Source organism: Fortiea contorta PCC 7126, assembly GCF_000332295.1.
In the GTDB taxonomy this organism is placed as follows: domain Bacteria; phylum Cyanobacteriota; class Cyanobacteriia; order Cyanobacteriales; family Nostocaceae; genus Fortiea; species Fortiea contorta.
Map to the genome: position 1 here is coordinate 2,646,983 of NZ_KB235930.1, position 21,988 is coordinate 2,668,970.

Genomic DNA, 21,988 nt, shown 5'->3' on the forward strand with positions numbered 1-21,988 from the left:
CATGAAAATTATTATTCTAGGCAAAGATTAAAAATTATCATTAATGTTTCAGTCGTGAAAACTCTTGCTATCATGACTAGAATCATCATCCATAAATAGGAGTAAATTAAAGATTTAATTATGTCCTCATATTTATTACTTAGGGTAGAAGAACACACAAACAACAGTAATAAATAGGTTTTACTCATGCATCATGAACTGCTTACGCAAATAGGTAAAAGGGTAAAAAAAACTCTCTGTCCCTGTCTTAAAAATAGTTTTGCAAGCAAATTTTAACCCAGTCTCTCACCTCTAACCCCTAACCCCTATTCCCTAACCCCTTTTTTTGACGACTACTCTTTGATATGTGAAATACATTTTTAATTTTTCAGTATGCATCATTCCGGAGTAACAGCCGTTTGGTTTGTCAAAACAAATATGAGTGTTAGTACAGCAAACCATAATGAGTGAACTTGGCCTGCTAGTCACGGGCGTTTTAAAAACAGGACAACCATTTCTGCTCAATTTGCCCCAAAAGCAGCCAATTTATTCAGAAAATGGTGTGCACAATTCCCCATCCAGAAAATTATCTGGGTCAGTGGTAACGGCTAAAATTACGCCGCCAGAGTTCATCCAAGTCGATAGAAGTTTCCTCACTACTCCATCAAAACTCAAACCCAAGAACGAAAATATAGTTAATAAAATCAGCAAAAAACTTCCACCCCCCAAATCCACTGGTTTATTAGCTCAATCTGATAATTCGGAGTCTGTAGTCGCGGCTAGGCGTAGAGTAACAAGATCAAGATTTCAAACTTTCGGTAGCCGACCTTTACCAGTTATCAGCTTTGGTAATTCTGGTGTGGCTGTGAGAGTCTTGCAAAGACTGTTAATTTCTAATGGATACGGGATGCGAATTGATGGAGTATTCGGCCCGTTTACAGAAACGGCTGTCAGAGCCTTTCAAAATCAACGAAATTTAGTTCCAGACGGTATAGTGGGTCAGAGAACTTGGCGTGAGTTGACATTTTAGTCACGAGCTAATGCGCCTACTAGTACGCCACGGCGCAAATGCTGAATATACAAGTGTATTGGTTTCATACTTCATACTTCATACTTCAGACTTCATAGGTGACTCTTGACTGTTGGTCGTAATATATGTTCCAGTTGCGTAAGTCATGTTCATCATCGACATCAGACGTAACTTGGCATTTTTGCAAGGGATTAAAAATCATGGGACTAGCTCAGATTGGAATTATTGGTGGTAGTGGTCTATACAAGATGGATGCACTGCGAGATGTGGAAGAAGTAGCAATTCAAACGCCGTTTGGTTCACCATCTGACGCGCTAATTTTAGGGACATTGGAGACAGTGCGAGTCGCTTTTTTAGCGCGCCACGGTCGCAATCATACGCTGTCACCCTCTGAGTTACCGTTTCGCGCTAATATTTATGCAATGAAACAACTGGGTGTGGAGTATTTAATTTCCGCTAGTGCGGTGGGTTCATTAAAAGCGGAAGCTAAACCACTGGATATGGTGATACCTGATCAATTTATTGACAGGACAAAGAACCGGGTTTCTACGTTTTTTGGGGAAGGAATTGTGGCTCATATTGCTTTTGGTGAGCCGATTTGTCACAATTTAGCTGCTGTATTAGCTGAAGCGATCGCTTCTCTTGATTTACCAGATGTCGCCCTCCATCGCGGTGGTACTTATGTATGCATGGAAGGGCCAGCATTTTCGACTAAGGCCGAATCAAATCTTTATCGCAGTTGGGGCGCAACGGTGATTGGGATGACGAATTTACCTGAGGCGAAATTGGCGCGGGAAGCAGAAATGGCTTACGCAACTTTGGCGCTGGTGACAGATTATGATTGTTGGCATCCCGACCATGATAATGTGACGGTGGAAATGGTGATTAAAAATTTGCAGCGCAATGCAGTTAATGCTCAAAAGGTGATTCAAGAAACTGTGCGGCGCTTGAGTGCAAATCCCCCATCTAGCGAGGCGCATTCAGCTTTGAAGTATGCAATTTTAACTCAACTGGATAAGGCGCCTGCAGCGACAAAAGAAAAATTAGGTTTATTGTTACAAAAGTACTTATAGATTCACTCATTTCTTAGTACCGCATGGACGGGGTTTGGTAGATGACGCCGAATTTGAGAACATAACGCTGAATATCAATTAGAAGTAAATCTCGACGCTGTTTGTTTGATACCAGAAAACCCGTCCATTGCAGTAGCTTTTTTCTGAAGAAAACTAGGTTTTCTCTACTCTGTTTCAAACTACTTGAAAACTAAAGTTGAGACTAGCCCAATGATTGACATCTAGAGTATAGGAATCAGCTGCGCTAGTGCTAACCTCTGCTGTGGCTATGCTGGCGTTGTGTAGGTCTTGTAGCAAGGCTTGGGCTACTTCTAAGGGGTTCCATAAGGGGCTAATAGGCTGTTCAGCGATGAGCTTTTTAGTGGTTTCTAAGGCTGCTAGGGTTTTGCTGAAGGGAGCGGTGCTGAGAATTAGTTGGTGTTCGCAAAAGAAAGCTGGCCCCGGAATCACCCAGCCAGAGGTAGTCGCAGTTTGGGGTACGGACAATGTTTCTCCTGGATTGATGACTATTTGTTGCAGTGGAGGTTTGGGTTCAGAAATGCTGGTTTGGGGGCTAATTTGCCAAGGATAGAGAGCGATCGCATTTCGACTATTCCTCAAGCCCACTAAAATTAAATATAGTGGGCGATCGCCTAGGTTTTGCACTCGGTACTGTACCCGACTCCCAATGGGGACTGTGGGTACTGTCCCTGGTGGATTGCGATAAGTAATGTTGCTCTTATCCTCGCCTTTGAGAGTCCGTACTGTTTCTCTTTGCATGACTATCTTGGGCGATATCCTACTGACAATTTCTAAAGTCCCTTTCACCGCCAAGCCAGAAGAACCTTCATTTTCTGTAAGTCGCCACAATTTAGCTGCTAACAAGGTTGGTAATTTGGGCAATAACTGCTGTGCTGTGACTTTTACAGCTTCTCCTATTTCGCCAACAGTATTGGGAATCAAATCACCGCCCAGAGAGAACAAACCATAGCGACTAGGATTTGTCAAGAGTTTACCAAAGACATAATCGCTAGGTTTTTCTCCGGCTACTACTGTAGAAATATAAGATGCCGCAAAAGCGCTGGTGGCGTCTACCCGCTCAATTCTTTCTAGTTTGGTATCAAAAGCAATGACTAACCCGATATTCCGGGGTAAAACTCGCACCGCTTCTTGTACTAATTGCCCGATTTGGGGAGGAGTGGTATTGTCAAGGCTAGAGAAGACAGCTTTTGCTGTTAACCCAGTCCGCGATCGCAATACTAACTGTTCTCCTGTGTCTAAGGTAAACCGAGAATTGTTACCGTAGCATTCTAAAACTTGCGGCGGTAGACCAGCTAACCATAACTCCACTGTCTTCTTGTCTTCTTCTATTCCTCTCACCACACCTTCGGCGCCAGCAGATCGATGGGGAAGAAAATTTTCTGCCAATGAGCTCGCTTGAGGATTTTTTTTACCACTTAATAAGGCTGGTTGCTGGGTGCTACCCAATTTGTAGATTGAACTTTCTACATGGGAAAGGCAGACTTGAATTGTCGCTGAGGGAGCAGCCGACCACAAATATTGTGTCAAGGTGTAGGTAAATAGACCAGCACTAAAATCAGAAAACAGCACTTCTCGCGCTAATTGCTTGGGGTCTGAAGTGGCTGTTAATAGTAGTGTATTGCCAATAGCATCTTGATCTGCTAATTGAGTTTTTAGTTGTTTTGGCAACTCCAGTGCTGCGGGTGTTAACTGTGCTAGGGTTTCCGGAAGAGCGCGAATTCGCCAACTGGAAGGTTGGAATGTACTAGGGACATAATAACTAGTATCTAAGACTGCGGTGACACGATCTGTGGAGAGCGATCGCAGTAATAGCAGCAAAGTTTCTTCCAATAAATAATTGACACTTTTTTTATCTTGTGCATCTTGCCCATTTATTGGCACAAGGGCATTCTGCACCGTATCTGATGATGTGCCTAAATCCATGCGAGTTCCATAACCGCTGAAGTGGAAAACCACCACATCACCCGGTTGCGCCTGCTGGCTGAGATGCTCAACAAAAGCTGTTTCAATCGACTCTCGGCTAGCTTTTTCCTCAGTTAGGGTGAGAATATCTGCCGCTTGAAAGCCGAAACGATGTATCAACAGTTCTCTTTGCAGTTCTACATCCGTCAAACAACCCCCCAATGTGGGATTTTGTGGGTAATGATTAATACCTACCAACAATGCCAACTTGCGCGGGCTGGGGTCTGCTAAAGCTTGATAATAACGTAGGCTTTGCTCGCAGTAAGCATTGCTCAAAGTTAACCAATCAGCTTCACTGACTCCCAACGCCGCGAGTATTGAGCCAATCCGAGTTAAAAACGTCCGCCGTTTCATAATTAGCCACTCACTCACAGCCTCTCAGCTAACAGCTTAAAGGGCTGGAGTCTACGGTGTAAAGTTAGGTCTATACTGTTTTTTTGGTTACTGGGAATGGGGAGGTGGGGAGGTGGGGAGGTGGGGAGGTGGGGAGGTGGGGAGATGGGGAGATGGGGAGTGTGGGGAGGTGGGGAGACTTGTACTGAGCGACTTGTACTGAGCGACTTGTACTGACTTGTGCCGAGCGCAGCCGAGGTAGCGAAGTCGAAGTAAGTCGAAGTATGGGGATTAAAGCTTGAGCCTTTGAACCTGAAGCTTGAGCCTTTGAACCTGAAGCTTGAGCCTTTGAGCCTGAAGCTTGAGCCTTTGAACCTGAAGCTTGAGCCTTTGAGCCTGAAGTGTCAGCCTTTGAACCTGAAGCTTGAGCCTTTGAGCCTGAAGTGTCAGCCTTTGAACCTGAAGCGTCAGCCTTTGAGCCTTTGAGCCTGAAGCTTGAGCCTTTGAGCCTGAAGCTTGAGCCTTTGAGCCTGAAGTGTCAGCCTTTGAACCTGAAGCTTGAGCCTTTGAACCTGAAGCGTCAGCCTTTGAACCTAAAGCTTGGATTTCAAAACTCAAAACATCCTGCTCACAACCCAAAGCTTCCCCCATCACCCCATCACCCCATCCCCCCATCACCCCATCCCCCCATCACCCCACTGACAATTGGATCGCCCTAGCCAATTCCGCTGCTACTTCTGGGCGGGAAAATTCCGGTGGGGGTAACTCGCCGCGACGCAACATTTCTCTGACTTTTGTCCCTGATAAATGCACTCGTTCTTCTGGTTTGCTGGGGCTACTTTTGGTGGTACCCATTTGTTTGGTACGCAAGCAATAAAAAGCGTGTTCAAATTTCATCGGCACAATCCCTAATTCACTGGGATCAAATTCATCAAAGATATATTGAGCATCATAAGTGCCGTAGTAATCACCCACACCTGCATGATCTCGTCCCACGATGAAATGGGTGCAGCCATAGTTCTTGCGAACTAAAGCATGGAAGATTGCTTCCCTAGGGCCAGCGTAACGCATCGCTGCTGGATTAATCGCTAAAATTACTCGGTCTAGGGGATAGTAGTTTTCTAATAAAATTTCATAGCAACGCATCCGCACATCAGCGGGGATGTCATCTTCTTTTGTCGCCCCGACTAACGGGTGCAAGAATAGACCGTCAACTGTTTCTAAAGCGCACTTTTGAATATATTCGTGGGCGCGATGGATGGGGTTGCGAGTTTGAAAGCCGACGATAGTTTTCCAGCCTTTGGCTTGAAACATTTGTCGAGAAGCGGCAGGATCAATTTGATAGGCGGGAAATTGCGGATGAGAATCCCGTTGTAATAACCAGATGTCACCTGCTAAATGTATAGCACCTTGGTTGTAGAGTACCTGTACACCTGGATGTTTAGCATCATCGGTGCGGTAGACGTTAACCGCCTCGCGGTTTTTATCATATTCATATTTCTGCGTCAGTTCTAAAACGCCGATAAACTCGCCCTTGGGGTTATCCAGCCGGATTAAACCACCTTCTGGGAGTGGAGACGCTACTTGTGGTGTCACCGATAGTGTAATGGGAATCGACCAAACAACACCGTTAGCTAGACGCATTTGGGTGACGACGCGATCGTAATCTTCCTGGTTCATAAAACCCGTCAGTGGACTAAAACCGCCAATCGCAATCATTTCTAGATCAGAAACGGCTCGCGCATCTAGTTGCACTCGCGGTAAAAAATCAGCTTTGGAGAGAAATTCTGCTCGTTGTTCTGGCGTGGCGATGCGATTAACTAATTTTCCACCGTGGGGTGCAATGGCCTCTTGTTGGTGACTCAACGTAATCCCCTCTTTGCGTTAACTGTAATTCTGTATGTATTAAGATATCAAAATGTCGGCACACAAGGACAAGAGTTTGTTGTGGCGAATAGATTGGCTAAATTTAATGCTCACTTGCAAATGTTCAAGTCTCGTGCATGAATTTGGGCGATCGCCTACAGTGATTGCACCTTTACTAGCCTTGTAGAGACAGCTTTCTAGTCAAGTAAGCCATTGCAGACTTAGTATATTTTTTCTGGTGAATTAGTAGCCAGTCGTAGTGAAGCGATGACCGAGCGCTTTTGGTTGTTTGAGGAGTTACCTGACAGCGTGGGGTCAACAACTGGCGATTTGTGGGTATTTAGTATGTCCCGTTCTTTTGATATCTTATTTAAACTGGAAAATTGTCGGTTGTACTGCCAAAATGCCAGAACTTGTGACTATAGACGTTTCAGTAGGCGATCGCTTAAATTAAGTCTGTGAAAAACTCAATATCAGATCGAGTCCACCTCACCTAGTTTCTGGATTTGCTGCTGCTCATATCCTGCTGCTTGGAGTGGCGCAATGATATTGCGTTGCAAATCTGGGACATAGCAAGCAATCAGATGAGTTTGACTATCTGGAACAACGCGCACCTCTCCTATCGCCGCTGGTAAAATACAAGACTCCCCTTGTTCCAGGGACTCGATACCAGAAGCAAATTCTAACTGTACAACATTGCCGACATTGGAGAGAGTCAAACAACGCTCAACATGAGATGGTTCTAAATACGATTCGTTCAAAATCCAATGCTCAAGGGCGAAGTAAGGCCCAGCACAGCCAAAAATCCGCAAATTAGCACCTGATTGTAACTTTAGCCCATGGTTGGGCAGTGGTTGATAATGGTTTTTTAGCTCATCCAGGGTAGCATTAATATTCGCGTACCATTCTTGTTGATTGTACTGGTTTCCATACAAATCTGTTGGCATCACCGATTGAGCTAGATTCGAGGTTTGTTGAATTTCCAAGACAAGTGTGTCAGGCCCAAAAGAGTGAATCACGCCCGCAGGTACATAGATAGTGTCTCCCGCTTGAATTGAGTGGCGCACCAAAACAGAATCATAATCACAGCTAGCAAAAGCGGTAAATAGCTGCTCTCGTGTAAACTCTGACTTCAGCCCCGCCAATACAGTTGCTCCTGGTGCAGCCCAAAGAATATGCCAAGCTTCAGTTTTACCATTTGGTTCATTGTGTAACCTCAGAGCCGTTTCATCATCAGCATGGAGATGCACAGGCAACATATGAGATGCATCAATAAACTTGCATAATAAAGGAAAGTGTGGCCCCCGCCAGCCATGACCAACGAGTTCATCAGGATGAGCTAAGGTGAGTTCATGCAAGGTGCGACCAGCCAGGAACCCATTAACCACAGTCCCTGTTTTGTCTTGATAGTCGCTGATTTCCCAAGTTTCAGCTATTATCCCAGAAGGTAAACCGCGCTTGTTGAGACGTTCTGGAATCAGCCTTTCGCCAAAAGCGTATTTTTGGATATTAGTAGTTAACTTTAGTGGATACCAATCCATGCAAACCTGACCGAATGATACATCTAGTTTGTGTGCAGTGGTGGGGTAATGCTTCCATCTACGGGCTAATAAAGACGTGAAAAACTCGACCCACAAGTGGATCTTAAATGTCTGGTAAAAGAGTTTTCAACGCAGAGAGAAGTCGGAGCGGCGGCTTCCGCCGTTAGCGCAGCGGTAGCGAGTCCGCGAGCGTCTCTGAACTTCGGTGGGAACGCGAAGTACAACGCAAAGGAGCGCAAAGAGGTAATTGCCAACGATTGGACATAGAGGCAGGGCGATCGCTTTATAATAAAATATGAAAAAGCAATCTCCATTATGTAATAAATATGACCCACTCTTCACCCGAAAGAATTGTTAGACGTGGAAGAGTATTCCCTGAAATTCAATGGACTCAAGCCCAAAAAGCCGAAGACAGAGCCAGAAGACAGGCATTTTATGAGCGTTGTTGGATGATCTTTGAGCGTTTAAAACCAGAAATCCTAGATAAATATTATGGTTGGTACATTGCCATTGAACCAGATAGTGGCGATTATTTTATTGACCAGGATCAAGAAGTAGCCAGTAAAATGGCTAGAGAAAAACACCCTCTTTTGATTCATCATATTTTTGGCATTAACGAAACAGGTGTTAGTGGCAGAATATGATTGAGGGAAGATTTGGAAATAAAGGCCAAGTTTACTTTGAAATAGATTTAATATTCAGGCAATACAACGATGTTGCAATTCTTTGGGCAACCAATTTGTGAAAAGCCCTAGAATAAGAACATAGTTCTCAGCCGTTTTTGCATATACTTAATGGGAGATGAGGAAGTTAATTACTCTCCCCCATCTACCCTGTCTTTGCTACTCCTCTAGCTACTCGTGTAACCAGGGTGTGATTTCAGGTTGCCAACTCACTAATTCTTCATCTTTAAACCACAAAGCAATTTCCTTTTTTGCTGTTTCTGGTGCGTCAGAGCCGTGGATAATATTGCGACCAATGTTAATCCCAAAGTCACCCCGAATTGTTCCTGGTTCTGCTGTTAGGGGATTTGTAGCGCCAATGATTTTTCTGGCTGAGGCGATGACACCCTCGCCTTCCCACACCATTGCTACCACGGGCCCAGAAGTAATAAATTCCACTAAACCTGCAAAAAAGGGTCTTTGTCGGTGAACAGCATAATGTTCTTCTGCTAATTCCTTACTAGGCGTTAGGAATTTCAAGCCCACCAAGGTGAAACCTTTTTTTTCAAAGCGGCCGATAATTTCGCTGATCAGTCCGCGCTGTACGCCATCGGGTTTAATTGCTAAGAATGTGCGTTCCAAAGCTATCTCCGAAAACTTAATAAAGTTTTTATAGTCAATCGTCGGTTATTGGCAGTCAATCGTATTTCTACTGACTGCACAATCTTGAGTGTTGACCAATCAGAGTTTATCTCAGAAATTATCTCCGGGCGCATATCTGTTGCTAAACGAATGCGTTAAATTGGTTATTCGTGGGTGAATCACAGAGGTCAGGAAGAAATGGGTGTTGAGTCAACTGCTACATCTGATGCGGTAGTTAAGCTGTCGTCCAGCGAGCAAAAAGCAGAAGTGAAAAGTCATAAGCCGAAAAAACTGCTACCACCTAGCAATACCACAGAGGATTTGCCTCGCTCATGGAAAATTGAGGATAGCGAAGCTCTCTATCGTATTGAGGGTTGGGGACAACCTTATTTTTCAATTAGTGCTGCTGGTCATGTTACTGTTTCTCCCAAGGGTGAACGCGGCGGTTCTCTTGACTTGTTTGAATTAGTCAATTCTTTGAAGCAGCGTAATTTGGGACTGCCGATGCTGATTCGTTTCTCTGATATTTTGGAGGATAGAATTGAGCGGTTAAATGCTTGTTTTGCGAAGGCGATCGCCCGTTACAGTTATCCTGGTGTTTATCGTGGTGTGTTTCCTGTCAAATGCAACCAGCAGCGCCATTTGATTGAAGATTTGGTGAAGTTTGGTAAGCCCCATCAATTCGGGTTGGAAGCCGGTTCTAAGCCAGAATTAATGATTGCTCTAGCCCTGCTGGATACACCGGGCGCATTGTTAATCTGCAACGGCTACAAAGACCAAGAATACATTGAAACGGCGATGTTAGCCCAAAGACTCGGACAAACACCGATTATTGTCCTAGAACAAATTGAAGAGGTTGATTTGGTAATTGCGGCTAACCGTCAGTTAGGAATTAAACCCATCCTGGGGGTGCGGGCTAAACTCAGTACCCAAGGGATGGGGCGCTGGGGGACTTCCAGTGGCGATCGCGCTAAATTTGGTTTAACAATGCCGGAAGTAATTGAGGCTGTTGATAAACTACGCGACGCTGACTTACTTGATTCTCTCCAGTTGCTGCATTTCCATATCGGCTCACAAATTTCTGCCATCAATGTGATTAAAGATGCCATCCAAGAAGCCAGCCGCATTTACGTAGAATTGGCAATGTTGGGGGCGGATATGAAATACCTCGATGTCGGTGGCGGCTTGGGTGTAGACTACGACGGCTCGCAAACAAATTTCTACGCCTCGAAAAACTACAACATGCAAAACTATGCCAACGACATTGTTGCAGAATTAAAAGATACCTGTGCAGAACGACAAATCTCCGTACCTACACTGATTAGCGAAAGTGGGCGGGCGATCGCTTCCCATCAATCAGTACTGATTTTTGATATCCTCAGCACCAGCGATGTCCCCCTCAATTCCCCAGAACCTCCCCAGGAGGGAGAATCACCCATCATTAATTACCTCTGGGAATCCTACCAATCGATTAACCAAGAGAACTATCAAGAGCTTTACCACGACGCCGCTCAATTTAAAGAAGAAGCCATTAGCCGTTTCAACTTGGGTATTTTGCGCCTGCGGGAACGCGCCAAAGCCGAACGGCTCTACTGGGCTTGTTGTCAAAAAATTCTCAACATTACCAGACAGCAGGAATACGTACCCGATGAACTCGAAGACCTAGAACAAATCATGGCTTCCATCTACTACGCTAATCTTTCGGTGTTTCAATCAGCACCTGATTGTTGGGCGATCGACCAACTATTCCCGATTATGCCCATACACCGTCTAGATGAAGAACCGACGCGGCGAGGCATCTTAGCTGACCTGACCTGCGATAGTGATGGTAAGATTGACCGTTTTATTGACCTGCGTGATGTCAAGTCGGTTCTGGAGTTACATTCCTTCAACCCCAATGAACCATACTATTTGGGAATGTTCCTCAGTGGAGCTTACCAAGAAATCATGGGTAATCTACACAATTTATTTGGCGACACTAACGCAGTTCATATTCAACTGACGCCCAAAGGCTACCAAATTGAACATGTTGTCAAAGGCGATACCATGAGTGAGGTAGTAAGTTACGTACAGTATGACTCAGAAGACATGGTAGAAAGGATTCGCCAGCGCTGTGAACATGCTTTAGAAGAGAAGCGCATCACCCTCGCCGAATCTCAACGCTTGCTACAAACTTATGAGCAGAGTCTCAGAAGATATACGTATTTGAATAGTTAGGGGCTAGGGGAAGGTGTGGGGGGTGTGGGAAGAGGGGGAAGAGGGGGAGGTGTGGGACGTGTGGGACGTGTGGGACGTGTGGGACGTGTGGGAGGAAGGAGAAGATAGCAAGCGTAAGCATAAATTCGTTTTTTATTTCATCTCCCCACACTCCCCACCCTCCCCACACTCCCCACACTCCCCATCACCCCATCACCCCATCACCCCACTCCCTAACCCCCGTTAGCTCCTAACAATTCAGCTATAGCTTGTCGCTCGGCTGGGGTGTGCTCTGGTGGTGCTTGGCGAGCGTCGGTGATTAACCAGTCGAGAGCGGCTGCTTGCACATCGATGGTAGCGCCGGTTTTATCCACACAATAACGCCCAAACACCAGTTTATCAACGAGGCGCACTCCAGGCCCCAAGCGTGACCATTCAAAAATGACGCTGTTATCTACGGTTGCACCACTGCATATCCAACAGTTGGGGCCAATCATCGCTGGGCCGACAATCTTGGCACCGTCTTCAATCCTCGTCATCGCACCGATGTATACTGGCCCTGTAATATCCACTTTGTCCCAATTGACAGCCACATTTAAGCCAGTGTAAATCCCCGGAGCAACTTTATGGCCTGGAATTTGTACGTTTTTAATTTCGCCTAGCAATACACCCCGAATTGCTCGCCAATAATCTGGTACTTTACCGATATCTACCCATTCAAAATCCATGGGTATGGCGTGGAAGGGAGCACCAATTTCTACTAATTTAGGGAACAACTCGCCGCCAATGTCATATTCAATTCCAGAAGGGATGTAGTTGAATACTTCTGGTTCAAAAATGTAAATCCCTGTATTGATGTTGGTACTCAGGGCTTCTTCTACCTTAGGTTTTTCTTGGAATGCTTTGATGCGTCCATCTTCATCAGTAACTACCACGCCATAGCTAGAAACTTCTTCCCTAGGCACGGTTTTTGTAATAATCGTGGCGATGGAATTCTTCGCTCTGTGCCACTTGACTGCTGCTGACAAATCCAGATCGATCAACGCATCACCGCACAACACCACAAAGGTATCATCAAAAAACGGCGAAAAGTCTTGAATACGGCGCATTCCCCCAGCAGAACCGATGGCTTCACCTACCAGTTTGCCGTTGTCATCGATTTTTCCTTCAAAAGAATAGCCAATCTGGACGCCAAATCGCTGACCATCACGGAAATAGTTTTCAATTTCCTCTGCCAAATGGCTGACGTTGACCATAATTTGGTCAAATCCATGCTGGCGCAACAGTTCCAATAAAAATTCCATCACTGGCTTTTGCAGGATAGGAATCATTGGTTTGGGAATCGTATATGTAATCGGACGAACGCGAGTACCTTTGCCCGCCGCCAGAATCATTGCTTTCATAAAATTTTATTCCTCAACCACAAGCCAGTTTACTTTCGCCAGGTTATATTTAATCATCGGTTTATTTTTATGCTCAGTCATCCCCAATAGCACGGACAGGGGAATTTACTGTTGGTAGAATTACAAAACATTGGTTACTGTGACAATTTACTCATATTTTGGGTTTTGCTAAAAAGACTCTGCGAATTGGGGCTTGGTCATTTGTGTTTCTGCTTTCCTATCTTTTTATGGAGAAATTGTTTAATTCATGGGCTGTTAAGAGGGTTTGCAGGTGCTGACTGAATCCACGAGTAGCCTAATTTTCACTTCTTGATAAAACTCCTCTTGTGCTAGCTCAACTTTCGATTGAGCCGACAACAGCAGCAATGCCCAGAAGACGCTGACCTTGTGGCTATGTTCTGAATCATGAGCCGATAGATGTGAGTGAGGATGCTTGCTTTTAGTCCACAATTCCACAAGTTGTTCTAAATTTAACCAATCTTGATTGAGATTTAGCTCTGTTGCGGAAAGCTGCAACACCTGCTCTAATTCTCCAGCTACTTCTGTCAGATTTTCCTGGTGAGCCAATTCTAGCGCCGCTCGCATTGTTTGAGCACTGGGCTGACGCCGAGGACGGGCGGGTTTGTGGTTTTTTTCTACCAGTTTTAACTGACTGGCCATGAGCTGCAATTGGTCGATTAATTCTTGCAGAGTTACACGGCGTTTGGGTGGCGGCATGGCGGCGGGACGACGCCGCAGATGTCGCTCTAATTGCAAGCGCTGACCCTGATTTAAGATTCCATCCGCGCTTTCTAAGAGTGTTTCTTCTAGTAGAGTTTCTGATTGCTCGGTTGCTGAGTGCAATTGCATCAAGGTGTTGGCTTTAAATAACACTAGCATCGATGCCGATAAAAAAGCTTGTCCCGATTGAGACAAGTCGGCTTCGTAGCCTTTGGTTGTAGCCTCCGGCGCCATGAGTTCTAAGTAACGATCAATCACCTCAATTACCTGGACGTCCCAAGGATCAATTTCTCCTCTTTCTGCTTGTTGAATGAGGTGCGTAATTGTTTCTAAGAGCTCGGCAGCATCCATGTAATTAAATCAAAATGCGTATGTTGAGCAGCAGACTGATGCAATAGACATGACTTAAAAATAGAGATTAGGTACTAGTACAACAAGGCTGAAGTATAAAGTATAAAGTATGAAATGAAGAAGCTTAGATGATAAGCCTTTGGGCAATTTGTAATGGGTACTTTATTTCCGCCGTGGTGTACTAGGGGTTCATCGCCTTAATTTTGATGGGTAAATGTGTTTGTAGTGAGGAGTTTATTCCTTAAATGTGAAAGCACTAAAGTGCTGACTACGAACTCATCAAAATTAATGCAATAGGGCACTAGCCTGTATTCCCTAATCCCTATTTTCTAGCTATATCTGGTGTGTATAGGAAGCAGCTTGTACTGTTTTAAGCATCGCCTGCTGGTGGCAGTACAGGTTGCATGGATTGGATTTCTGTTTGATATTGTTTGACTTTAGTCTCCAATTCCCGAATCTGCACATTTTTTTGGCGTACTTGTTGGCTAGATAATATCTGCCGTTGTAATTGTGTCCAGATGCTAAATATCCAAGCAAAAACTCCGCCTATACCAACTGCCAAAAGTAATTCAACTGCTATGGGTGCTTGCACTTGTACGCCAGGAACAATATTAATTGTGCCTAGTTCAGCGTTTTCCATGGAAAAGACAGCCAGGGCCAAGCAAAGGATAAAGATTAAGACAAAGTTTATTTGCTTCATTGTGACTCACAAATTACGTAGTTAATTTTACTTAGTACTCCCTGAAATTGGCATTTAGTCCCATTGTGAATGGGGATTTAAGATTGTGCAAGTTTTGGTTGTACAGATTCTTATAGCCATAGACTGTGCACTCTCTAGGGATCAATTGTACGACTATGAGGACGGAACATATACTTACATATTTAATTTATACAGAAACTATAAGTAGATACTAGCAATTAAATTTTAAACTGAGCATGAAAAATTTGGCGTTTTGCTTTTTTACGTAGCTTCTAGCTTCTAATCCTGATCCACGGGGAAATCGTCGGTAATATTGAAGGGTGATACAAAGTTAGCAGGGTTGCTAATTTTCATGGCGTCGAAGGTGCCTTTAATTGTACCGGCAATGGGGACGGCTACGAGTGTTCCTAATAAACCTGCAATTTCAAATCCCATCAAAATAGCGACAAAAATCCAGATGGGGTTGAGTCCAATTACTTCCCCAAGTAACCTAGGGCCGAGGAGGTTATCTTTAATCTGCTGCATGACGATCGCGGCTATGGCTACTTGTACTGCTAGCCACCAGTTTTGTAATAATACCAACACTGTGACTAGTCCAATGCCTAGAGTGGCGCCGATGAAGGGAATTAACTCGGAGATGCCGATGACGATGGCAAATAATAAAGCAAATGGCACTCTCATGACTAAGAAAATTGGTGTCAAACAGACCACCATAAATAACCCCAGTAACAACTGACTGAGGAAAAAATTCTGGAAGTTGAGGATCAAGGATTTTGTGAGAGGGACTCGGATTTTGCTGGGTAAAAGACTAACTAAGCCATACCAGACGCGATCGCCGTATATGAGCATATAAAATGCTAGTACAATCACTAAGACAAAGTTAATTATTCCTGTCAATAAAGTTCCCGCAAATCCTACTGCACCAGTGGCGAGTTGCTGTAACATATTCTGAATGTTGGCGTTGATTTGCTGGGTAACAATATTTAAATTCAGAGGCAAACGCCGTTGTTTAGCCAATATTTCAAACTGTTCTAAATTTCTTTGACTAGCAGTTATCCAATCAGGAATTTTTTCTAACAATTGGATGCTTTGGTCAATTAACATCGGTACTAGCGTCAGCCCAACTACAACAAACAGAGTTAAAGTGATGAGCAAAACGATAATTACTGCTTGAGTATGGCTAACTCTGGCTCGTTTAAAGAACTTAACTGGGTAATTCAGTAAAAAAGCCAGAATTGCTGCAATGCTAAGAATGGTAACAGGATGCTTGAAATAAGTAAAAAGTGCAGACAGCAACCAGACATTGAGAGCGATAATTGGACCGCTCAAACCATAGATTAACAGACGTTGAAGCGAGGCTGAACGGCGCATCTGATGCAATATGTTTTTGAGACATGGGGAAAGGGTTTGCTCAACTGCTGTTGGCGCTAATCATCATCATAAATATTTTTCTGAAACACGTGTATAAGTTTATCTGATAGCCAGGGAGTGAATTAGATGGATCAAACTGTAGCTGACCTACGCAAGGATTATACTTTGCAAGATTTCAACGAAATTGACGCAAATCCCAATCCATTCAACCAATTTCAAACATGGTTTGCTCAAGCTTTAGCAGCCCAACTCCTAGAACCCAATGCGATGACGATTGCGACCACCACACCAGATGGTAAACCTTCGGCGAGAATGGTTTTACTCAAGGATTTTGATGAGCGCGGTTTTGTCTTTTTCACGAACTATAACAGCCGCAAAGGCCAAGAACTGGCAGAAAATCCCCAAGCGGCGTTGGTTTTTTGGTGGGCGGAATTGGAACGCCAAGTTCGGATTACGGGCCGTGTGGAGAAGACGGCGGAAAATGAGTCTGATTATTATTTTGACAGTCGTCCTGCTAACAGTCGTTTGGGTGCGTGGGCGTCTAATCAAAGTGAGGTGATTGTCAGTCGAGAATTTTTAGAGCAACGTTTGCGGGAATTCCAGCAACAATATGCAAATCAAGAGGTTCCCCGACCGCCCCATTGGGGAGGGTTGCGCGTGATTCCTACAGAAATTGAGTTTTGGCAAGGGCGCCCCAGTCGTCTACACGATCGCTTGCTTTATACTCGTTTAGATGATGGGGGTTGGAAAATTGAGAGATTGTCGCCTTAAAGCGTCAATGATGATTACATGCCTTTGAATCCTACATTGGTTTCCACTTCTTGGACTGCGGATATGGAATCTACGGTGCTATCTTTTTGGCGCTGATGGCCGAGTTGACTAAGAAGGATGGCTACTAAAATCAAGCCACCGCCGATATATTGCGGTATGGTGGGGGCTTCACCCAAGATGAAGTAGGCGGCTACAATCCCGATAATGGGGGTAAATGAGCCAACTAAGGAGGCTGTCGATACGGTGGAGTATCTCAAGCCTTTAATCCAGAGTGACTGACCTACGACGACGATTAACCCACCATACAAAAACATCCACTGCCATAAAAATGGTGAGAAGGCTTCAGCGAAATGATCTCTACCATAAACTATTAACGCTAAACAGAAAAAGATCACGGTTCCTAGGGCGGTGCGGAAAATACTATAAATTCCTAGGGGGACTGGCGAGAGATATTTTTTAGCAATAATTGTGGAGACGGAGATTGCTATTGATCCAATGGCTGCGAGAATTTCTCCTAAACCCACATGCAAACCTGACATTTGGATCATGTTTGCTGCGGGAGGTTGGAGAATAACTGTGAGGATAACACCAATAAAAACGGCGATCGCTCCCATAAATTGCCAAAGATTTACCCGTTCTCGCAATAACCAAATTGATAAGGCTAGAGTCAGCGGCGGTTCTAAGCGACCAACGATGATGATATTGTTGATTGGTGTTAGTGCTAAAGCTTGAAAAATTAAGCCAGGGGCTAAGGCTCCTGATAAAATAGCTACCGCTGTTAGACTAATCCATTGTTTTTTTGATATTTGCTTTAAGGCTGTTTTGTTCCACTGTCGCCCATAAATTAAAATTAAAAGTATTAAGGCGCAAAGATTGCCCACAAATAAAACATTACATAAAGAAATAGGATTGCGACCGCCGATAAAGTTTTCAGCACCAATTTCTGTCAGTTTGCGCGTGACAGCGCCAGATGCTCCAAAAATTAGGATGGCGAGCCAAAGATAAGTTTGTCCGGAAATTTTGAGCATTAAGCGCTGTGGTTTTTTTGCTCTGGACACTATTTGTTGTTTGTAATTGTAAAAGTAGCGATTATTGAGAGTATTTTATTTAAAAATAGGGGCGCTTGGTGCCCCATTTTTCTAGCTTTGGGGCTGTTCTGTAACTGCAGCTTTTGTGCTAAATTGAATTTGTGGATCTGGCATGAAACTATATCTTAAATATAGTCCTCCCGCAATAAATAAGGTGATTAACAAAGTCCCAATACCTAAAGGACTGGGGAGCCAAAAAACAGTTTCTATGTGGTTTAATTCTCCTGGTCTGAGTTGCCATAGTAGCTGATTGCCATTTTTTTCGGGAGCGATCGCTGTTTCTCCCACTGTAATGTTTTCCGCTCCCCAGGGGGCTTTTAAGCTAAATTGCAAATCGATTATTGAGCCGGGATTGGCTAAAACGTTACCTTTGCTGGCAATAATGGAGAGCGATCGCAGGTCTAAATCATAAATTAATCTATTTTTGACTACTAGTATAAAGTTATTTTGTTCTAATATGATATTCGAGGCTATTTTCGGTAATTCCGAATTTGCTTCATTATCTGCTGTCTGAGCTTGTTGATTAACGTGGGAATTAAAGAAGTTATTGAATTTTGTTTGTAATTCCTCACCATTACTAAAAGGAATACTGACAATTATTTCCTCTGGGGAAACCCGCTGCGTTTTTCCTTCTAATTTCCGGGCGCGACGTTCTATGCTATTTAACCATTCATACACATAGTCACCACTAAAACTGGTGAGTCTTTCTCCCAATTTGATATGTTGGACTATTTCTCCGTTATTGGAGTTGTTAAAGTTAACGCCTACATCATATTTAACGCAACCAGATAACAACAAAGCTACTACCACCACCAGCCAGACAAAAGGTTTTGGGCTTTTTTCCCTACCTGCTTGTTTGGTGATAGTAAAGCAACGATTCATCAGTTTTTTTGCTGCGAGAGTGACAAAACCAAATGGTTTCATGAATAAGATTAAAATGTCTCTTAAATCCGACGAATTCATTACTATAAATCTCCCAAAGAAAACGTCCAAAATTACGAACAAAGTCAAGAAATTCCTTTTTAACTTCTTGACTCTGCGTCTCTGCAGTTTCAAAATAATTTATTGCACCGCAGAGAGAAAACAAGAAATTTTTTGAGTCATTTTCAAAGAGTCATATCAATTCAAAAATCAAAAAACAGAGAATTTATTAGTTTTTAAAAATTGATATGAATTTCACCCTTCACCCTTCATCCTTCATCCTGCGCCGTTGGTACTTAGCCAGACCAAATATGAAAGAATGAAACTAATCACAATTAGCGCCAGCCAAATAAAGCGATTATCTTTAGTATTGACTTGACTGAGGTCAATAAATTCTGGTTCAGCGGGCTTTTTTTGTTCAGAAGAGTTACGGGGTTTGATGGTGAGACGAATTTTAGATTCATTATCAGATAATGCTCCTAAATCTGGAATTTGGGTCATCCACTCGGCGGGTCTTTGCAGTTTTGGCGCTTGTAAAATGTAGACTAACCGGCGCGCTTGGGTGCTTGTTTCCGAGTAAGGATGACGTTGGAGTTGTTTGCAAAGGGCGATCGCTTCTTCTGTGCGTCCAGAGGCTTCATAAGCTGTCACTAGCCACAGTTCTATTTCACCCCCTAGGCGAGAATTACGAGCCACAAGGGCGCTGGCTGTTTCCAGATTTTCTACGGCTTCTCGATATTGCCCGTTTTCAAAGGCAATTTTCGCAGTTTGGAAGATAGCCCTAGCATTTTCTAAACTTTCTGCACTCACATTCTATACACAATTCAGCACTACTTTAATTTTGCCAAGGTTTCATTTTTTCAATTGAGAACCGAGAATCATGGTTCCAATCCCGACATCTGTGAAGATTTCTAACAAGAGGGCGTGGGGAATGCGACCATCAATGATATGTGCAGCTTTGACACCTTGAGCGAGCGATCGCACACAACAATTAACTTTGGGAATCATACCACCGCTAACGATACCATTAGCAATTAGCTCGCGGGCTTCGGGAATATCGACTTTGGGAATCAAGGTTGAGGGGTCTTTGTAATCTTTTAAAATTCCTCTAGTATCAGTCAATAAAATCAATTTTTCTGCTCCTAAAGCTGCGGCTATTTCTCCAGCTACCGTATCGGCGTTGATATTATAAGCTTGTCCCGTTTCGTCAGCAGCTACGCTAGAAACCACAGGGATATAACCATTACTCGCCAGTGTGTTCAAAATTTTAATATTCACACTGCTGACTTCTCCCACAAAACCAATGCCTTCTTGACCTTGAGGACGAGCTGTAATTAAGTTACCATCTTTACCGCAAAGTCCGACTGCTAAACCGCCAGCTTGGTTAATCAGTTCCACAATTTCTTTATTGACTCGACCGACTAAAACCATTTCCACCACGTCCATTGTGGGAGCATCAGTCACCCGTAAGCCATTTTTAAATTGCGGTTCGATTCCTAATTTATCTAACCAACTGTTGATTTCCGGGCCTCCACCATGCACCAGAATTGGTCGCAAGCCCACACAAGACAAAAATACTACATCGCGGATGACTTGATGTTTAAGATTGTGATCTTTCATCGCTGCGCCACCATACTTGACAACTACGGTGCGTCCAGCGAATTGTTGAATATAGGGTAGCGCTTCGCTTAATACTTGCACGCGAGTGGCTTCTGCTTGCCTGATATACTCAGTATCGTTGACCATTTTCAGGATCTATTGAGACTTCAAAACCTATGCAGTCAGTTTAGAAGACTTTGGAACTGGTAACAATAGACTTCTGGCTCTGATTGGGGAAAGTTTAAGCGTTAAATTTGTGATTTATGCGGATTTCAGATGTGTTTATATTTTGTCATCTAATTTGGTTTATTTTCAGGGACTGACTTATTAAGCTACGCCATAATCTGTAAACTGACGCTTGAAAGGAGCCTGTAAGCCTAGAATAATATCTTCTCGTGGCACTCCCATCATTACTAATTCCTCTGCGGGGTTGCGGTCAGTTAAATTTTGTTGCAGCCAAATTTTGCCATCTTTAATATCGAAATGGATCACGCATCGATAAATCCGATTAAATCCTTGCCAACCTACATTCATCCATTGATAATGATTGCGTTCTGTGTCTAAAATCAGTTGGACTTCGACATCGTTATCCGACAAATCATCACTAGCATAGTTAGTCAACAATGCTTTAACATACTCTTGATATTTTGCTAGTTTATCCATTGTACAATCACCTCATCTACTGGATCATAAACAATTAATAACACCTGATATTGTTTGATTGCTGTTTTAGTGAATTCCAGTTGAAAAAATATTTTGTAAGTATCCAATGGAACTGCTAAATATAATATTCGCTCCGGTTCATATCCCGCTAATGCTAGACGGTAACTCATAAATTGTCCTAGAGCGGTGTAAAAATCTGTAATTGCAGAAGGGTTTAAAAAGCTTTTGATTTCAATTGCTATTTTTTCGTTTCCTTTATCTGCAGCAATTATTTTTTCTGCTCCTAAATCAATTTGAAAGTTGACTTCCCCGAATTTAAATTTTAATGGATCGCTAGTAATTATCCATTGTTCTTTTTGCAAAGCTTTTTTAACTGATTCGTGAAAAACATCTTTTGCCGACACAAATAAAACCCAAATATCTTGTTTATAAACATTACTTTGTTAGAATAAATCTCTAACGCCTACAAAATAGATATGTTCAGTTCAAGCTAATTCTCAATTAATGAGCAGCAGGTGTTTTCAGCACACTAGGAATTGCTTCTATGATTCGTGTCGCAATTTGCTCTGGTGTTTCCCCTTCAGAGATGGTAATTCTTAAATCAGCTTGGGAGTAAAGCGGTGTGCGTTGTTCGAGGAGCGATCGCAATTTTCCTTTGGGGTCGGCATCTTGCAGCAGCGGTCTGGTATTATCTTCTAGTAACCGAGTGTAAAGTAATTCTACTGCGGCATCTAACCACACAATTAAACCGTGGTGTAAATAACTCCAATTTTCTCGCCTGGAAATAATACCACCACCAGTGGCTATAGTCAATTTTGTATAAGCACAAACTTGCGCCAGAACATCACTTTCCAGCTGACGAAAAGCTGCTTCTCCTGAATCAGCAAATATTTGATTGATAGATTTTCCTGCTGCTTGCACAATGATGCTATCGGTATCAACAAATCCGTAACCCAATTGCGGGGCTAATAAGCGACCTACAGTTGTCTTACCGCTACCCATCATGCCAATTAGGTACAGATTAACTCCTTGCAATAAGCTAGTCACCAGTTGCTCTGCTCCAGTTATGAGTTATCTTAGCTGTTTCGTCAGGCTT

General features: G+C 43.4%; 24 protein-coding genes. 9 read left to right on the top strand and 15 right to left on the bottom strand.

Going from position 1 to position 21,988, the window contains the following annotated elements:
- The first annotated feature begins 442 nt into the window (after positions 1–442).
- Together MIC7126_RS0112260 and MIC7126_RS0112265 are read left to right on the top strand one after the other, a co-directional pair.
- Positions 443–1,009: a peptidoglycan-binding domain-containing protein gene (locus MIC7126_RS0112260; protein WP_017653446.1), complete on the top strand. Its 567-nt coding sequence runs from the start codon at positions 443–445 to the stop codon at positions 1,007–1,009.
- Positions 1,010–1,209: 200 nt separating this feature from the next.
- Complete coding sequence (locus tag MIC7126_RS0112265) at positions 1,210–2,082, top strand: S-methyl-5'-thioadenosine phosphorylase (protein ID WP_017653447.1); 873 nt, start codon at positions 1,210–1,212, stop codon at positions 2,080–2,082.
- A gap of 174 nt (positions 2,083–2,256) precedes the next feature.
- Here the strand turns inward: MIC7126_RS0112265 and MIC7126_RS0112270 are convergent, their stop codons facing one another.
- Complete coding sequence (locus MIC7126_RS0112270) at positions 2,257–4,419, bottom strand: caspase family protein (protein WP_017653448.1); 2,163 nt, start codon at positions 4,417–4,419, stop codon at positions 2,257–2,259.
- Between the two features lie 285 nt (positions 4,420–4,704).
- On the opposite strand from MIC7126_RS0112270, the gene MIC7126_RS29365 reads away from it, so the two are divergent.
- Together MIC7126_RS29365 and MIC7126_RS29370 are read left to right on the top strand one after the other, a co-directional pair.
- Complete coding sequence (locus MIC7126_RS29365) at positions 4,705–4,884, top strand: hypothetical protein (protein WP_081603025.1); 180 nt, start codon at positions 4,705–4,707, stop codon at positions 4,882–4,884.
- Positions 4,842–5,117 carry a hypothetical protein gene (locus tag MIC7126_RS29370; protein WP_081603026.1) on the top strand — a complete coding sequence of 92 codons (276 nt, stop codon included), beginning with the start codon at positions 4,842–4,844 and terminating at the stop codon, positions 5,115–5,117. Before MIC7126_RS29365 ends, MIC7126_RS29370 begins: the two co-directional genes overlap by 43 nt.
- Here MIC7126_RS29370 and sat read toward each other — a convergent pair.
- Entirely contained in the window at positions 5,089–6,264 is a 1,176-nt protein-coding gene (gene sat, locus MIC7126_RS0112280; RefSeq protein WP_017653450.1) for a sulfate adenylyltransferase, read from the bottom strand. The two genes, MIC7126_RS29370 and sat, sit on opposite strands and share 29 nt — an antisense overlap.
- 52 nt (positions 6,265–6,316) lie before the next feature.
- On the opposite strand from sat, the gene MIC7126_RS32260 reads away from it, so the two are divergent.
- The gene (locus MIC7126_RS32260; RefSeq protein ID WP_274517487.1) at positions 6,317–6,451 is read left to right on the top strand and encodes a hypothetical protein; all 135 of its coding nucleotides are present in this window, start codon (positions 6,317–6,319) and stop codon (positions 6,449–6,451) included.
- 286 nt (positions 6,452–6,737) lie between these two features.
- Here MIC7126_RS32260 and MIC7126_RS0112285 read toward each other — a convergent pair whose 3' ends face one another.
- Positions 6,738–7,805, bottom strand: a complete 1,068-nt coding sequence (locus MIC7126_RS0112285; RefSeq protein ID WP_017653451.1) for a class I mannose-6-phosphate isomerase — start codon at positions 7,803–7,805, stop codon at positions 6,738–6,740.
- A gap of 326 nt (positions 7,806–8,131) precedes the next feature.
- On the opposite strand from MIC7126_RS0112285, the gene MIC7126_RS0112295 reads away from it, so the two are divergent.
- A complete protein-coding gene (locus MIC7126_RS0112295; RefSeq protein ID WP_017653453.1) occupies positions 8,132–8,449 on the top strand; it encodes a hypothetical protein in 318 nt (105 codons plus the stop codon).
- A gap of 210 nt (positions 8,450–8,659) precedes the next feature.
- Here the strand turns inward: MIC7126_RS0112295 and ndk are convergent, their stop codons facing one another.
- Complete coding sequence (gene ndk / locus MIC7126_RS0112305; protein ID WP_017653455.1) at positions 8,660–9,109, bottom strand: nucleoside-diphosphate kinase; 450 nt, start codon at positions 9,107–9,109, stop codon at positions 8,660–8,662.
- Between the two features lie 198 nt (positions 9,110–9,307).
- On the opposite strand from ndk, the gene speA reads away from it, so the two are divergent.
- Together speA and MIC7126_RS29375 are read left to right on the top strand one after the other, a co-directional pair.
- Entirely contained in the window at positions 9,308–11,326 is a 2,019-nt protein-coding gene (gene speA / locus MIC7126_RS0112310) for a biosynthetic arginine decarboxylase (RefSeq protein ID WP_017653456.1), read from the top strand.
- 13 nt (positions 11,327–11,339) lie between these two features.
- Positions 11,340–11,552 (top strand): hypothetical protein, encoded by a 213-nt coding sequence (locus MIC7126_RS29375; protein ID WP_238553636.1) that lies wholly within the window; start codon positions 11,340–11,342, stop codon positions 11,550–11,552.
- Here the strand turns inward: MIC7126_RS29375 and MIC7126_RS0112315 are convergent.
- The 4 genes from MIC7126_RS0112315 to MIC7126_RS0112330 all read right to left on the bottom strand — a co-directional run bounded on the left by MIC7126_RS0112315 (position 11,539) and on the right by MIC7126_RS0112330 (position 15,850).
- Positions 11,539–12,708 (bottom strand): nucleotidyltransferase family protein, encoded by a 1,170-nt coding sequence (locus tag MIC7126_RS0112315; RefSeq protein WP_017653457.1) that lies wholly within the window; start codon positions 12,706–12,708, stop codon positions 11,539–11,541. The two genes, MIC7126_RS29375 and MIC7126_RS0112315, sit on opposite strands and share 14 nt — an antisense overlap.
- A gap of 255 nt (positions 12,709–12,963) precedes the next feature.
- Positions 12,964–13,779, bottom strand: a complete 816-nt coding sequence (locus MIC7126_RS0112320) for a segregation/condensation protein A (protein ID WP_017653458.1) — start codon at positions 13,777–13,779, stop codon at positions 12,964–12,966.
- A gap of 370 nt (positions 13,780–14,149) precedes the next feature.
- Entirely contained in the window at positions 14,150–14,419 is a 270-nt protein-coding gene (locus MIC7126_RS0112325; protein WP_017653459.1) for a LapA family protein, read from the bottom strand.
- 339 nt (positions 14,420–14,758) lie between these two features.
- A complete protein-coding gene (locus tag MIC7126_RS0112330; protein ID WP_017653460.1) occupies positions 14,759–15,850 on the bottom strand; it encodes an AI-2E family transporter in 1,092 nt (363 codons plus the stop codon).
- A 126-nt stretch (positions 15,851–15,976) separates the two neighbouring features.
- On the opposite strand from MIC7126_RS0112330, the gene pdxH reads away from it, so the two are divergent.
- On the top strand, positions 15,977–16,621 hold the full coding sequence (gene pdxH, locus MIC7126_RS0112335; RefSeq protein WP_017653461.1) for a pyridoxamine 5'-phosphate oxidase: 645 nt from the start codon (positions 15,977–15,979) through the stop codon (positions 16,619–16,621).
- Positions 16,622–16,635: 14 nt separating this feature from the next.
- Here pdxH and MIC7126_RS0112340 read toward each other — a convergent pair whose 3' ends face one another.
- From MIC7126_RS0112340 to MIC7126_RS0112370, 7 genes are all read right to left on the bottom strand, one after another.
- Positions 16,636–17,649, bottom strand: a complete 1,014-nt coding sequence (locus MIC7126_RS0112340; protein WP_017653462.1) for a DMT family transporter — start codon at positions 17,647–17,649, stop codon at positions 16,636–16,638.
- A 111-nt stretch (positions 17,650–17,760) separates the two neighbouring features.
- The gene (locus MIC7126_RS0112345) at positions 17,761–18,633 is read right to left on the bottom strand and encodes a DUF3153 domain-containing protein (RefSeq protein ID WP_017653463.1); all 873 of its coding nucleotides are present in this window, start codon (positions 18,631–18,633) and stop codon (positions 17,761–17,763) included.
- A 273-nt stretch (positions 18,634–18,906) separates the two neighbouring features.
- Complete coding sequence (locus tag MIC7126_RS0112350; RefSeq protein WP_017653465.1) at positions 18,907–19,440, bottom strand: tetratricopeptide repeat protein; 534 nt, start codon at positions 19,438–19,440, stop codon at positions 18,907–18,909.
- A gap of 42 nt (positions 19,441–19,482) precedes the next feature.
- Positions 19,483–20,376, bottom strand: coding sequence for an acetylglutamate kinase (argB, locus tag MIC7126_RS0112355; protein WP_017653466.1), 894 nt, complete (start codon positions 20,374–20,376; stop codon positions 19,483–19,485).
- Between the two features lie 180 nt (positions 20,377–20,556).
- Positions 20,557–20,892 (bottom strand): XisI protein, encoded by a 336-nt coding sequence (locus MIC7126_RS0112360; protein WP_017653467.1) that lies wholly within the window; start codon positions 20,890–20,892, stop codon positions 20,557–20,559.
- Entirely contained in the window at positions 20,880–21,296 is a 417-nt protein-coding gene (locus MIC7126_RS0112365) for a XisH family protein (RefSeq protein ID WP_017653468.1), read from the bottom strand. Before MIC7126_RS0112365 ends, MIC7126_RS0112360 begins: the two co-directional genes overlap by 13 nt.
- Before the next feature lie 97 nt (positions 21,297–21,393).
- Complete coding sequence (locus MIC7126_RS0112370; protein ID WP_017653469.1) at positions 21,394–21,939, bottom strand: shikimate kinase; 546 nt, start codon at positions 21,937–21,939, stop codon at positions 21,394–21,396.
- Positions 21,940–21,988 lie beyond the last annotated feature (49 nt).